Source organism: Burkholderia sp. D-99 (genome assembly GCF_011605345.1).
GTDB lineage: Bacteria > Pseudomonadota > Gammaproteobacteria > Burkholderiales > Burkholderiaceae > Burkholderia.
The window spans coordinates 152,396-165,884 of record NZ_JAAOXM010000002.1 but is presented as its reverse complement, the minus strand read 5'-3'; the positions used below and the strand labels follow the sequence as shown (position 1 = coordinate 165,884).

14 protein-coding genes are annotated in these 13,489 nt (G+C 67.2%); 7 read left to right on the top strand and 7 right to left on the bottom strand.

The genetic code is table 11. From position 1 onward, the window contains the following. Positions 1-133 precede the first annotated feature (133 nt). Together HAV18_RS07795 and HAV18_RS07790 are read left to right on the top strand one after the other, a co-directional pair. Positions 134-1,051, top strand: a complete 918-nt coding sequence (locus tag HAV18_RS07795; protein WP_166954457.1) for a LysR family transcriptional regulator — start codon at positions 134-136, stop codon at positions 1,049-1,051. Between the two features lie 109 nt (positions 1,052-1,160). Then, the gene (locus tag HAV18_RS07790) at positions 1,161-1,991 is read left to right on the top strand and encodes an alpha/beta fold hydrolase (protein WP_166954455.1); all 831 of its coding nucleotides are present in this window, start codon (positions 1,161-1,163) and stop codon (positions 1,989-1,991) included. A gap of 37 nt (positions 1,992-2,028) precedes the next feature. Here the strand turns inward: HAV18_RS07790 and HAV18_RS07785 are convergent, their stop codons facing one another. The 3 genes from HAV18_RS07785 to HAV18_RS07775 all read right to left on the bottom strand — a co-directional run bounded on the left by HAV18_RS07785 (position 2,029) and on the right by HAV18_RS07775 (position 4,854). Further along, positions 2,029-2,382 carry a hypothetical protein gene (locus HAV18_RS07785; RefSeq protein WP_059521580.1) on the bottom strand — a complete coding sequence of 118 codons (354 nt, stop codon included), beginning with the start codon at positions 2,380-2,382 and terminating at the stop codon, positions 2,029-2,031. Positions 2,383-2,563: 181 nt separating this feature from the next. Then, complete coding sequence (locus tag HAV18_RS07780; RefSeq protein ID WP_347814739.1) at positions 2,564-4,153, bottom strand: MlaD family protein; 1,590 nt, start codon at positions 4,151-4,153, stop codon at positions 2,564-2,566. 38 nt (positions 4,154-4,191) lie between these two features. Continuing rightward, on the bottom strand, positions 4,192-4,854 hold the full coding sequence (locus HAV18_RS07775) for a DUF3313 domain-containing protein (RefSeq protein WP_166954453.1): 663 nt from the start codon (positions 4,852-4,854) through the stop codon (positions 4,192-4,194). A 387-nt stretch (positions 4,855-5,241) separates the two neighbouring features. On the opposite strand from HAV18_RS07775, the gene HAV18_RS07770 reads away from it, so the two are divergent. Continuing rightward, positions 5,242-5,844 (top strand): TetR/AcrR family transcriptional regulator, encoded by a 603-nt coding sequence (locus tag HAV18_RS07770; RefSeq protein WP_166954451.1) that lies wholly within the window; start codon positions 5,242-5,244, stop codon positions 5,842-5,844. Between the two features lie 113 nt (positions 5,845-5,957). On the opposite strand, the gene HAV18_RS07765 is transcribed toward HAV18_RS07770, so the two are convergent. Continuing rightward, the gene (locus tag HAV18_RS07765) at positions 5,958-6,578 is read right to left on the bottom strand and encodes a TetR/AcrR family transcriptional regulator (RefSeq protein WP_166954449.1); all 621 of its coding nucleotides are present in this window, start codon (positions 6,576-6,578) and stop codon (positions 5,958-5,960) included. 104 nt (positions 6,579-6,682) lie between these two features. Here HAV18_RS07765 and HAV18_RS07760 point away from each other — a divergent pair, with 104 nt between their 5' ends. Beyond that, on the top strand, positions 6,683-7,924 hold the full coding sequence (locus HAV18_RS07760) for a glycosyltransferase (protein WP_166954447.1): 1,242 nt from the start codon (positions 6,683-6,685) through the stop codon (positions 7,922-7,924). Between the two features lie 15 nt (positions 7,925-7,939). On the opposite strand, the gene hutC is transcribed toward HAV18_RS07760, so the two are convergent. The 3 genes from hutC to HAV18_RS07745 all read right to left on the bottom strand — a co-directional run bounded on the left by hutC (position 7,940) and on the right by HAV18_RS07745 (position 10,439). Further along, positions 7,940-8,635: a histidine utilization repressor gene (gene hutC / locus HAV18_RS07755; protein WP_069750460.1), complete on the bottom strand. Its 696-nt coding sequence runs from the start codon at positions 8,633-8,635 to the stop codon at positions 7,940-7,942. A gap of 182 nt (positions 8,636-8,817) precedes the next feature. Continuing rightward, positions 8,818-9,945, bottom strand: coding sequence for a porin (locus tag HAV18_RS07750; RefSeq protein ID WP_166954445.1), 1,128 nt, complete (start codon positions 9,943-9,945; stop codon positions 8,818-8,820). 179 nt (positions 9,946-10,124) lie between these two features. Then, on the bottom strand, positions 10,125-10,439 hold the full coding sequence (locus HAV18_RS07745) for a hypothetical protein (protein ID WP_166954443.1): 315 nt from the start codon (positions 10,437-10,439) through the stop codon (positions 10,125-10,127). Positions 10,440-10,774: 335 nt separating this feature from the next. Between HAV18_RS07745 and kdpF the strand changes: the two genes are divergently transcribed. The 3 genes from kdpF (at position 10,775) to kdpC (ending at position 13,406) form a co-directional block, all read left to right on the top strand. After that, positions 10,775-10,855: a K(+)-transporting ATPase subunit F gene (kdpF, locus tag HAV18_RS40345; protein WP_063623159.1), complete on the top strand. Its 81-nt coding sequence runs from the start codon at positions 10,775-10,777 to the stop codon at positions 10,853-10,855. A gap of 138 nt (positions 10,856-10,993) precedes the next feature. Continuing rightward, a complete protein-coding gene (gene kdpA / locus HAV18_RS07735) occupies positions 10,994-12,697 on the top strand; it encodes a potassium-transporting ATPase subunit KdpA (protein ID WP_166954441.1) in 1,704 nt (567 codons plus the stop codon). A 10-nt stretch (positions 12,698-12,707) separates the two neighbouring features. Beyond that, the gene (gene kdpC / locus HAV18_RS07730) at positions 12,708-13,406 is read left to right on the top strand and encodes a potassium-transporting ATPase subunit KdpC (protein ID WP_208101863.1); all 699 of its coding nucleotides are present in this window, start codon (positions 12,708-12,710) and stop codon (positions 13,404-13,406) included. Positions 13,407-13,489 lie beyond the last annotated feature (83 nt).

The following is a 13,489-nucleotide window of genomic DNA, read 5'->3' as shown; positions in this document are numbered from 1 at the left end:
TCGCGGGCTTCCCGTTTTGCTTTGGGCAGCACGCGGCCGGGGGTCGCGCGTGGCGGTTTGCGCCGCCTGCGGTATCGTGATGACATCATCCGGCCGGGTTGAACGCCGGATCGCTGTCCGGGAGGCATCGAACATGGAGTTGAGACACCTCCGCTACTTCGTCGCGGTTGCCGAAGAGCGGAATTTCACGCGGGCGGCCGAACGGCTGCATATCGCGCAGCCGCCGCTGAGCCGGCAGATCCAGCAGCTCGAGGAAGCGCTCGGCGTGCCGCTGTTCGAGCGCAACGCGCGGCCGCTGAAGCTGACCGACGCGGGGCGCTTCTTCTATTCGCACGCGGTACAGCTGCTCGCGCAGACGACCGAGCTCGAATCGATGACGAAGCGGGTCGGCAAGATCGAGCGCAGCATGTCGGTCGGTTTCGTCGGCTCGACGCTGTACGGGATGCTGCCGAAGATCATCCGGCGCTTTCGCAGCGAGTATCCGGCCGTCGAGCTGAGCCTGCACGAGATGTCGACGATGGACCAGATCAAGGCGCTGAAGGAAGGGCGCATCGACGTCGGGTTCGGGCGCATCCGCCACGAGGATCCGAGCGTGCGGCGCGTCGTGCTGCGCGAGGAGCGGATGATCGTCGCGCTGCCGGTCGGCCACGTGCTCGACAGCGCGAAGCCCGTGCTGTCGCTGCACGATCTCGTGAACGATACGCTGATCATCTTTCCGAAGGCGCCGCGCCCGAGCTATGCGGACCAGGTGCTCGCGGCCTTCCACGATCGCGCGTTGCAGCCGCGCAAGATCTACGAGACGCGCGAACTGCAGATCGCACTCGGCCTCGTCGCGATGGGCGAGGGCGTGTCGGTCGTGCCGCACAGCGTGTACGGGCTGAAGCGCGACGACATCAGCTACAAGCCGCTCGACGATCCGAACCTCGTGTCGCCGATCATCATGAGCATGCGGATGCTCGACGAATCGGAGGACATCCGCGCGATTCAGGCGCTGATCTACCGGCTGTACGACGAGGCGCAGATGGAGTACCTGCCGCCGCAGCCCGAATGAACGCGCGGGCGGTGGGGGCTTGCTTGACGCTGCGCGCACGCGCGGGCCAACATCGCAGGATCCGATGCGGCCGCCGAGGTGCGGCCGCTTTCATGCAGACGACACACACATGACCGACATCCCGATCGAGGAGACAACCGTCGAGACGCCGCAAGGGCGCCTCTTCGCGAAACGCTGGCGCGGTGGTCCGGCGCAACAGGCAGCGGGTGCGCCTGGGGCGGCCGCGCCTGAGCCGGCCGCACCGATCGTGTTGCTGCACGATTCGCTCGGCTGCGTCGACCTGTGGCGCGACTTCCCCGCGCAGCTCGCGAGCGCCACGCAGCGCGACGTGATCGCCTACGACCGCCTCGGTTTCGGGCGCTCGGATCGTCATCCGGGGGCGCTCGGCACGACGTTCGTGCGCGACGAGGCCGATCATGCGTTCGCGGCATTGCTCGAACGACTCGACGTCGATGCGTTCGTCGCGTTCGGGCACAGCGTCGGCGGCGGGATGGCGGTCGGGTGTGCCGCCGCGCATCCGGAGCGTTGCCGTGCGCTCGTGACGATCGCCGCGCAGGCGTTCGTCGAGGATCGCACGCTGGCCGGCATTCGCGACGCGGGGCAGCAGTTCGACGCACCGGGCCAGCTCGACCGGCTCGCGCGCTATCACGGCGACAAGGCGGAATGGGTGCTGCGCGCGTGGGTCGACACGTGGCTGTCGCCGGCCTTTCGCGACTGGAATCTCGACGACGAACTGCCGCGCGTGCAATGCGCGACGCTCGCGATTCACGGCGAAGACGACGAATACGGGTCCGACGTGCATCCGAAGCGGATCGCCGCGCGAGTCGCGGGGCCGTCGTCGTATCTGTTGCTCGGCCAATGCGGGCACATGCCGCACCGCGAGCGGACCGACGACGTGCTGGCTGCCGTCGCGACATTCCTGCGCGGCGCGCTCGCCTGAGCGCGGCTGCCACCGGCGGGCATGCGCCCGCCGGCCATCAGAACGCGAGCTGGATCGCGAGGTCGATCGCGAGCAGCGCGATCGAACAGCCGATACCGAGGATCACGTTCGGCAGCCGGTGCTCGAAGTCGCGATTGTCGCGGCGCATCGCGGCGCCGAGCAGGAAGATCGCCTCGACGACGATCTGCAACCCGACGAACAGCAGCATCAGCAGATACTCGTAACCCATCTGCTTGAACGCGGCGAATTGCATCCCGTGATCGCGGATCCATTGGCCGACGCGCAGCAGTTCGTACACGAACAGCAGGGCGGGGAACAGGTAGCTGATGAAATAGGTCGGCGCGGTGGCGTGCCGTAGTTCGAGGTGGAAGTGCTGATGCGTGGTTGCCATCACGAATCCCTCCTTGCAACGCATGATTGCGGTCGCGACGGCGGCGCGACAACGTGCAAATGCCGGGATTACCCGAGGCGTCGTGCGCGGCCGTACGACATCAGCATACTGCTGCGCGGGAAATTTGGCATGCGGTGTGTGCGATCGTCGTAAAAGGGCGCGTGTGCGCCGCGCGACGCGTCTATTGCGCCATGTTCGCCGGATGCGCGTCACTGGCCGGTTCTGCGGCGCTCGATGCATTCGGCAGCAACCACTCCGGATGCCGCTCCAGATCATCGCTCAATGCACGCAGCGCGCTTGCGGTTCGCGCGAATGGCATCAGCGTGCGGCGGACGTTCGATGTATCGGCACCTTGTTGCACGAGCATCGCCTGTGCGGCCGTGAACGATTGCCGCGCGGTGCCCAGCGCGGCGCGTGCCTGCGGTGCGAGTTCGGCATCGAGTTGCTCGAACAGCGCAGCGGTATTCCCGAGCGCTGCGGTCAGATCCGTACCCATGCGATCGAGCGGCAACCGCGAAAGCGTGCCGGCGATATCGGTCATCCGTACGCGCAGCACGTCGAGCGTGCCGGGCACGGTCGGCAACGCGATCGGCTCGCGATTTGTGTCGACCGATGCGGGCGGTGCATTCGGGAACATGTCGAGCGCGACATACGAGCGGTTCGCAATCGGATTGCCGATGCGCAACTGGCCGCGCAAACCGCGCGCGACGAGCGTGCGCAGCAGCGCCTTGCCGGCTTCGGTCGCGCCGTTGCCGAGCGCGTCGCGGTAGCGCTGCCCGAGGCGATCGGGGTAGAGCGCCATCGTCACGCGCATCGTGACGTCGCCGCGTGCCGCATCGTATTCGGTGCCGACGGCCGTCACGTTGCCGAGTTCGATACCGCGAAAATCCACCGGCGCGCCGACCTCGAGGCCGCGCAGCGAACGATCGAAACGCATCACGACGGGTGCGGCCGGCGCGTTCGGCGTGCGCATCGCGTCGATTTCGTCGTCGGCCACGCGAAAGCGCGCACCGTCGAGCGCCGCGCCGCCCGGTGCCCGCCCGGGCGGCGATGCGAACGCAAGTGCACCGCCGAGCAATGCGGCGATCGACGGCGTGTCGAGTTTCATGCCGCCTGCACCCAGCCGCAGGCCGAGGCCGCTTGCCTGCCACCAGCGCGCATCGACTTCGACGGCTCGATCGAACGGCGCGGCGACGAACACGTCGATCGACACGCCGTGCCCGTCGGCATCGAGCGCGTAGCCGGTCACCTCGCCGACGCGTGCGCGCCGGTGATAGACGGGCGACCCGACCGCGACCGAGCCGAGCGACGTCGCGTGCAGCGTGTAGTGACGGCCGCCTTCCTCGGTGACCGGTGGCGCGTCGAGCCCGGTGAACGTCGTGCGCAGTTCGCGCGCATGGCCAGGCGCGGCTGCGATGGTCGATCCGGACAGCACCGTATCGAGACCGGAGAGGCCACCGGGCCCGATACGCGGCCGCACGATCCAGAAGCGTGAGTCCGCCACCGCCAGTGCCTGCGCGTCGGCGTCCAGCCGCACATCGATCATCACGCCCGGTTGTCCGCGCAACGCTCGAATGCGCGTGACGCGGCCGATTTCGACATTGCGCAGCCGCAGCGTCGACTGGCCGGCCGTCAGCCCGTCGGCGGTCGCGAATGCGATCGTGATCGTCGGCCCGCGGCTGCCGAGCGACACGATGCCCCATGCGATGCAGAGCGCGGCGGCCGCGAGCGGAACGATCCAGACGAGCGCCGCGCGCGTCAGGGCCGGCACGCCTCTGCGCAACACGTGCCAACGTATGCCGGCGGGTTTCAGTCGAATTGCGCGACGAGTGCATCGGCGCCCTTGTCGAGGCCCGTCTTTGCGGCGCCGAGCGCGCCGAAACTCGCGCCGATGTTCATCGCATTCGGATACTGCTTCGTCACGTACGCGCTGATCAGCCGGTTCGTCGATGCATCGCGGATCTCCACCGCGTAGATGACCGAGCCCGTGAACGCGCCTTCGAGGCCCCGGATCGCCTGCACGCCGTTGTACACGTTGCCCGCGAGATCGAAGTGCGCGAATGCGCCGGCAAAGGTCGTCGTCGTCACGGCGCCCGTCAGCGTCAGCTTCACGCGCAGCGTGTCGGGCCCCGGTGTGTTCGTCAGTTCGAAGCGCTTGCCGAGCTTCTTCGCGAACGTGTCGCCCATGTAGGTGGCGAGCGTCGCCTTGTCTTGATCGGTCAGGTCACCGAACTGGTGGTCGGTGCCGCGATAGATGGCGACGGGATCGAGGATCAGCTTCCGGTATGTGTGCCAGTCAGCCGGCAACGCATAGCGATAGGGCACGCGGCCGGACTTGTCCTGCGGATCGCTGCGCAGGTACGGCGACGATTCGATGCCGCTGTAGCGGGCGGGCTGGACGCCGGCGCATCCGGTGAGCGCGACGCAGAGCGCGGCGTTGAGCAGGTGGCTGGATTTGATCGTTCGGTTCATTTGACTCTCCGGGTCGGGTTCGCGCCGGTGGAGCCGGTGCGAAGTGTGGTGCAACAGGGCGGCATCGCCACTCGGGGTTGATGAAAAAACCAACCAGACGGTTTGTTTTTGGGGTGCAAGAACCGCATGAATTTCGGCAGCGGCAAGCCGTCCGGCGGCGGTCATCGGCCGGACAGCCTTGCCACCGGCGGCGCTCGCGGCGCGCCATGCGGTGCGCGACGCATCCGTCATCCGGTCGGGGTCGATGCGGGAGCCGATCGTAGCACCACCATTTTCGGAAGTAAACCGACCAGGCGGTTTGTTTGTGATAGACTCCGCGCACTTTCTTCATACGACCGCGCCGGCTCGGCGCGGTCGCATTGCATGACTCCATAGCGGGGACAGTTCATGGACAACCCGACGCGTTCCGAGCGAACGCGCACTGCCGCGATCCAGGCGGCGCTCGCGATCCTCGAGCGCGACGGCCCGGGCAAGCTCACGTTCGATGCGATTGCGCGCGAAAGCGGCATCAGCAAGGGCGGGCTGATGCATCAGTTCCGCACGAAAGGCGATGTGCTGAACGCGCTGATGGAACATCAGCAGGACTACTACCAACGGTTTCAGCGCGAGTATCTGGCCGCGCGCGATCCGGGCGACGCGCAGCCGACGCTGTCCGCGCAGATCGCGACGATGCGCGAAGTGATCGACCAGCAGCCGTCGGCGGCGCTCGCGATCATGGCGGCGCTGGTCGAGGATCCCGCACCGTTGCAGAAGGTGCGAGAGATCGACGGCGAGAACGCGAAGCGCATCGCGGCCGAATCGGGCGACCCCGATCTCGCGCTGCTGCGCTGGAAGGCGGCCTGGGGCCTCGCGCTATCGGCGATGTTCGGGCTGTGCCCGCTGTCGGCCGACGAGCGGGCACGGCTGTTCGACCGGCTGCTCGACGAGACGCAATGGCCGTCGGGTGGCGACGTAGCCGCGCAGGCCGCGACATCGTCGCGGAAAAAATGAGGCGCGCGTTCGTCGCATGCTGGGTGGCGGTCGGCCGTTTCGCGCGCTCGCTGCTCGCGGTCGTGCTCGGACGCTTGTGATCCGGTGAGCGCCTGACCGGCCACCGGTGTCGCTCAACGTTTCGCTTCCGCACCTTCGACAAACAGCTTCGCGACCGCCTGGAACTCCCGTTTCAGTGACAGCCCCGGCACGGTCAGCCAGCGCAGCATCGCCGCGAGATACAGGTGATGGAACCACGTCGCGAGCTGGTCGGCCCGCAGTGTGCCGTTCAGTTCGCCGGATTGCTGCCCGGCGGCGATCAGTTGCTGCCACACGAGCGCGATATCGCTGCCGTTCTCCCTGCCGCTTTCCGCTTCAACCGCGCCGATGCTCAAGAAGCGATGGCGCAAGTACGCAAGCAGGTACGCGGGATGCTGCTCGCACCACGCGGCCGACGCATCGAGCACGCAGCCGATGCGCGACACGAAGGTCTTGCGCCGCGCGACGTCGCGCTGCAGATGCGCGAGATCGCGCGCGAGTTCGCCTTCGAGCCAGTGCGCGAGCACGGCTTCCTTCGTTGCAAAGTGGTTGTACAGCGTGCGCTTCGCGACATCGGCCTGCGCGGCGATCTGCTCCATCGTGACGGCGTGGTAACCGTGCGCGTCGAACAGGCGTGCGCCGGTGGCGGCGAGATGCGCGAGCATCTGGATGCGCTTGCGCGCGCGGCGGCCCGGATCGTCGGTCGAAGTCGGCATGGCGAGGGATTGACTGAAAGTGTACGAGTTGCATTAGTATACGACGTGCACTTTTACGAATCCACCCGTCTCGACCCGTTTCCATCGCGCACGAGGAGTCACGCATGAAGCTCGTCATCGCCACCTACGGCACGGAAGGCGACACGCGCCCGCTCGCGGCGCTCAGCCGTGCGCTGATCGATGCCGGCCATGATGTCCGGCTGCTGGCCGATGCGGCGACGCTCGGGGCGGCCGCCACGCTCGGCGTGCCGTCGGCGCCGTTGTCCGGCGATATCCGCCGTGCGATTGCGCCGGACGGCGCATTGGCCGATGCGGTGCGCGGGCGCGGCGGCTTCAACGATACGTCGAAGGCGCTCGCGGCGATCGCCAATGCGAACACGGCCGCGTGGATGCGGGAGATCGCGGATGCGTCGGCCGGGTGCGATGCGATCCTCGTATCGGGGCTCGTATCGTTCGTCGGCTTGTCGGTTGCCGAGTATCGCGGCGTGCCGGCGATCGGCGCCGGCATGATCCCGATTACACCCACCACGGCATTCGCGTCGCCGTTCCTGCCGCCGGGGAAGGTGCCGCGCTGGCTGAACCGCGCGAGCCACCGCTTCGTGAACGCGCTGTTGTGGCAGGCATTCAGGAAGGCGACGAACGCGGCGCGCGCCAGCGTGTGCGGGTTGCCGCCGCGCAGGTGGGTGTGGGCCGATCATCCGATGCTGTACGGCGTGTCGCCGGCACTGCTGTCGGGCCCGGCCGACTGGTCGTCGCAGGCGCTTGCCTGCGGCCAGTGGCGCATCGATGCGCGTGCATGGGAACCGCCGCCCGATCTTGCGGCTTTTCTCGAAGCGGGCGATCCGCCCGTGTACATCGGTTTCGGCAGCATGGCCGGCTTCGATCGCGCCGGAATGGTCGATGCGCTCGTGCATGCGCTCGCCGGCCGGCGGGCGCTGTTCTATCCGGGATGGAGCGGAATCGATGCGTCGATGCTGCCCGCGCACGTTCGCGTGATCGGCGATACGCCGCATGACCGGCTGTTCCCGCGTGTGTCGATGGCGATCCATCACGGCGGGTCGGGCACCACGCATTCGGCTGCGCGGGCCGGCATTGCGTCGGTCGTCGTGCCGTTCGCGGGCGATCAGTTCTTCTGGGCGAACCGGCTGCGCCGGCTCGGTGTGGCCGATGCGCCGGTGGCGGGGCGGCGCGTGGATGCTGCGGCGCTGGCGCGGGCCATCGCGTTTGCCGATCGCGGCGACACGAAGGCGCGTGCAACGGAACTCGGTACCCGCATCGCGCAAGAGGACGGCTTGACGCTGGCCGTCAGTGCGATCGAGCGATGGGGGCGTGCCGTAGCGCGGTGAGCCCGCACATCGACATCAGAAATGCCCGGTGAATCGATAGCGGCTGCCCGGGTGCCACAGATTGGCGACCGACGCGACCATCCCTTGCGACCACGTGCGCCGATGCAGCAGCAGGCACGGCTCGCGGTCGTCCATCGTCAGGTGGCGGCGCGTTTCGGTGTCGGGCATCGCGGCCTCGATCCGGTATTCGACGCGCTGCAGCGGCGCGACGCGCGTCAGGTACTGGTTCGGCGTCGTGGTCGTGAAGTCCTGCAGCGCATATTCGGGCGCGCAGGCCGGATTGACCCAGCGTTCCTCGAGCTGCACCGGCGTGTCGTTCTCGAAGTGCAGCACGCGCGAATGGAAGATCGGGCTGCCCGTGTCGAGCTGCAGTTCGTCGGCGAGCTTCGCGTCGGCGACGGCCGCGCCGACCTGCAGCACCTGCGCGCGATAACCGTGGCCGCGCGCGGCGACTTCGTCCGAGATGCTGCGGATCGCGACGAGCGTCGATTCGTACTTCGGCGACGCGACGTACGTGCCGGAGCCGCGCGTGCGCGTGAGTACCTGCTCGGCGGTCAGCTCGCGCAGCGCGCGGTTCACCGTCATCCGCGCGACGTTGAATTCGCGCGCGAGCTCGTTCTCTGACGGCACCTGGTCGCCCTCCGCCCATTCGCCGGCATGAATGCGGGCGAGGATGAAGTCCTTGATTTCCTGATAGATCGGTGTGGTCATGGGATCGCGATTCCAGAGTCGGCAGCGGCCCGCCGCCGAATGCCGATCCGGCGCGCGCCCGGCGCCGAGTGTACCGGTTTCGCGGACGCGCGGGCCCGGATTCCCCGAATGATCCCTGTTCGGCCGGCGCGCGTCCATGCGGGATTGCACAGAGCGGCCGGCCTTTGGCAGCTGGCGAGCGGTCAGAACCGATGCCGGATGCCGACCGTCCCGACCACCTGCGTGTTGTTCGACGAAGCCGCGAGCCCGGTGACGTTCGCGAAGCCGAGCGTCGCGCCCGCCGGCACGCCGAACTGGTGCTGGTAGACGGTTTCCGCGTATACGTCGGTGCGCTTGCTCAGTGCGTAGTCGGCCATCAGCGTCACCTGATGCCATTTCGGCCGGTGGCTGCCGGTGGCGTCGTCGTAGCGGCCGTTGGTGAACGTATAGGCGCCCGCGAACGAGACGGCCGGCGTGAGCGCATAGCGTGCGTTGACCTCGAAGTTGTCGAAGCGCAGCGCGTTCAGCGCGCCGGGCAGCGACGACGCGGCCGTTTCATCGAACATCGAATGCGTCCACAGCGCGCCGACCGTCAACCGGTCGAATGCGTAGCTGCCGCCCGCGCCCATCACGCGCTGGCGCACGGCCGGGAAGTTCGGGCCGTCGTTCGTCGACAGCGCGCCGCCGGCCGTCAGCCCACCGCGGTTGAGCTGCAGGTACGCGGCGCCGAGGCTGACCGGCCCGTTCGCATACGACACGCCCGCGCTGTACGCCCGGTTGTTCGCGAAGCCGCCGGCCGCGTTGCTGAACCCGTACAGGCCGCCGAACTGCCAGCCGGCGAGCGTCGGGCTCGTGTATTTCACCGCGTTGTCGATGTAGAACGAGTCGTCGATGTTGTCGTTGTCGAACGGGTGCGACGCGAGGTTGTTGCCGTCGCCGTTGTTCGCCATCGCGAGCGGGCCGAGATAGTCGACCACGGCGTCGTACTGGCGGCCGAGCGTCAGCGCGCCGTACCGGTCGCTCTGCAGGCCCACGTACGCGCGGCGGCCGAACATCGTGTTCTTGTAGGACTGCGTGCCGTTGTTCAGGTTGAAGCCGTTCTCGAGGCGGAACAGCGCATGCAGGCCGCCGCCGAGATCCTCGTTGCCGCTCAGGCCGAAGACCGTATTCGACAGCAGGCCGCTGCCTTGCTGCCACGCGCTTTTACCCGACTGGTTGTTCGTATAGACGATGCCCGCATCGAGCATCCCGTAGAGCGTGACGCTGCTTTGCGCATGCGCGGCGGCGCTGAGGAACGCGAGGGAGAGGGTACCGGCGACTGCTTTTTTCATTGTGAGTGCTTCCTGGAAAGGCCCGTAGCGACGGGAACGACGATCCGGCGCGCGTGCCGGCGGCGAACGGGTGCGGCTCGTGACGAACCGCACGCGTTCGCGTCGGAAACGCGCGTTCGAACCGATGAAAGGGGAGCGGGCGCGTGACGCGTGTCACGCGCGGCCGCAATGGATGCCGGCTAGTGCTGCAGCAGGCGGATCGTGCCGAATTCGGCGGCCGGGAACAGGCGGAGAATCGACAGGATCGTCGGCGACGCCTGCGACCGTGCGACTTCGAGCTCGATGCAGGCGCGCCCGGTGCGGTTGTCGATCGCGGCCGTGTAGAAATTCAGTGCGGTGCCGACCGCCTGATGCAGCAGGCGCCGCACGACGGCGAGGTTGTCCGATTCGACGCGGATCGACAGCAGCACGAGTTCGTCGGCCGGGTAACGGCGCCGCGAACGAACGGGCGGCAGAGTGCGTGAAGCAGCGGTTTCGGTTCTGGTCGGTTTCATGCTGGCACCCCGGTCGCATCGTGCTCCGCACCGCGGAGATCTCGTCTTGGACATGCCGCCCATTCTAGGAAACGCGGTGACGAGATGGTGTATAGACTCGTATTGGCCCTGAAAAGAACGTATAAAAACGCCATCGCCACCGGCTTTCGTCTTTACAGTTTTTTTATTCCGCGTAAAGAAATTGAACACCGCTTTGATACGCGGATTTCTACACTGTCGCATCCCATTCGCCAGATGAGCATGGGGGCGTCAAGCGGGCCTGCGCCGACACGGCAGGGCCTGGTACACCGACGAACGCGCGGAGCTTCCGCGCATACGAGAAAAAGGGGAAAGCCATGTTGTGGATCACCGGCGCGTTGTCGCTCGCGCTCTTTATCTATCTGTTTCATGCATTGATCAAACCCGAGCGCTATTGATCGGCGCGATTCAACAGGAATTCGAAAATATCGGTGAATGTCATGAGCGATCTGCTTTTCATTTTGTTCACGCTCGCGTTCTTTGCCTTGACGGCCGGTTTCATCACTGGCCTTGACCGGATCTGAGCGAGCGTCGACATGTTCAACAATCTCATTCAATTCGCGATCGTTCTCGCGATCATGCTGGCGCTGGTGCCCGTCGTCGGGAAATGGCTTGCGCACGCCTTTACGAGCCCGCGCCACGCGTGGGTCGAACGCCGTACCTATGCGCTGCTCGGCGTGAATCCCGACGAAGCGATGTCGTGGCAGCGCTACGGCATGGTGCTGCTGCTCAGCAATGCCGGGATGATGCTGCTCGGCTATCTGCTGCTGCGCATCCAGGACACCCTGCCGTTCGATGCGCTGCAGCGCGCCGCGCAAAGCCCCGACCTCGCCTTCAACACCGCCGCGTCGTTCATCACGAACACGAACTGGCAGGCGTATGCGGGCGAGAGCAGCCTGTCGAACTTCTCGCAGATGGCCGTCATCACGTTCCTGATGGTGGTCAGCGCGGCGACCGGCGTCGCGGCCGCGGGCGGCTTCATCCGCGGGCTGAGCCGCAAGAGCGCGGCGGACATCGGCAACTACTGGGTCGACTTCACGCGCGTGACCTATCGCGTGCTGCTGCCGCTCAGCTTCGTGATGGCGCTCGTATACGTATGGCAGGGCATGCCGCAGACGCTCGCCGCCGATGCGTGGGCGACCACGCTCGAAGGCGCGCGCCAGCAGATCGTGATGGGGCCGGTTGCCAGCCTCGAATCGATCAAGCATATCGGCACGAACGGCGGCGGCTTCTTCAGCATGAACGCCGCGCATCCGTTCGAAAACCCGACGCCGCTCACCAACACGTTGCACATGCTGTCGATGCTGCTGATCCCGTCCGCGCTGACCTACGCGCTCGGCACGATGATCAGCCGGCGCCGCCAGGGATGGGTGCTCCTCGGCGCATTTGTCGTGATGTTCGTCGGTTTCCTGGCCGTGATCTATTCGGCCGAGCAGCACGGCAATCCGCTGTTGACCGGGCTCGGCGTCGACCAGCAGATGAGCGCCACGCAGCCGGGCGGCAACATGGAAGGCAAGGAGATGCGCTTCGGCATCGCGCAGACGAGCCTGTTCGCCACCGTCACGACGGCCGCGACCACCGGGTCGGTCGACGCGATGCATGACTCGCTGACGCCGCTCGGCGGCCTCGTGCCGATCGCGCAGATGATGCTGAACAACGTGTTCGGCGGCGACGGCGTCGGGCTGATCAACCTGTTCACGTTCGCGATCCTCACGGTGTTCCTGGTCGGGATGATGATCGGGCGCACGCCGGAATTCCTCGGCAAGAAGATCGAGGCGCGCGAGATGAAGCTCGTGATGCTCGCGGTGCTCGCGCATCCGTTCAGCATTCTCGGCTTCACCGCGGTGGCGGCGATGCTGCACTCGACGATGGACAGCCTCGCGAACCTCGGCCCGCACGGCTTCAGCGAAGTGCTGTACGCGTACACGTCGGGTACGGCCAACAACGGCTCCGCGTTCGCGGGCCTGAACGCGAACACGCCGTTCTTCAACACGACGATCGGCTTCGCGATGCTGATCGGCCGCTACCTGACGCTGCTGCCGATGCTCGCGGTTGCGGGCAGCCTCGCCGCGAAGAAGAGCGTGCCGGAAAGCGCGGGCACGCTGTCGACGTCGACGGGCCTGTTCGCCGGCCTGCTGGTCTTCGTGATCCTGGTCGTCGGCGGTCTCACGTTCCTGCCCGCGCTCGCGCTCGGCCCGGTCGTCGAGCACCTGCTGATGTCGGGCGGCCAACTGTTCTGAGGAAAACATCATGATGCAAGGCAATCGCCAGGCAGCGGCGGCCGCCGCGCCGGCACCCGGTTCTTCGTTCGGCGCGGCGACGCGCGGCCTCGTGCGGCCCGTGATCGCATCGTCGGTGCTGTTCATGCTCGTCACGGGGATCGCGTATCCGCTGCTCACCACGGGCGTCGCGAACGTGCTGTTCCCGTCGCAGGCGCGCGGCAGTCTCGTGGCGCGCAACGGTACGACGATCGGCTCGGCGGTGATCGGGCAGAACTTCACGCGTGCCGGCTACTTCCACGGGCGGCCGAGCGCGACGACCGGCACCGATCCGGCCGATCCGTCGAAGACGATCGACCAGCCGTACAACGCGGCCGGCAGCGGCGCCAGCAACCAGGGCGCCACCAGCAAGAAGTTGCTCGCGGATATCGCGCAGCGGGTGCGCGTGTACCGGCAGGAAAACGCGCTCGCCGCCGGCACGCCGGTACCGGCGGATGCCGTGACCGCATCGGCCTCGGGGCTCGATCCCGAGATCTCGGTGGCGAACGCGCGGCTGCAGGCGGCACGCGTCGCGCAGGCACGCGGCGTCGATGCCGCCCAGGTCGCGTCGCTGGTCGAGCGCATCGCATCGCCCCGCCAGCTCGGCGTGCTCGGCGAACCGCGCGTGCGCGTGCTCGAGCTGAACCTCGCGCTGGACCGCGCATTCGGCCAGGCGGCCGGCGCGAAGTAATGGCAGGAACCACGGAGTCACTCATGTCCCATATCGAAACCCCGATCAATCCGGTGGCCATCCCGGTCGGCGCCGTGCCGCCG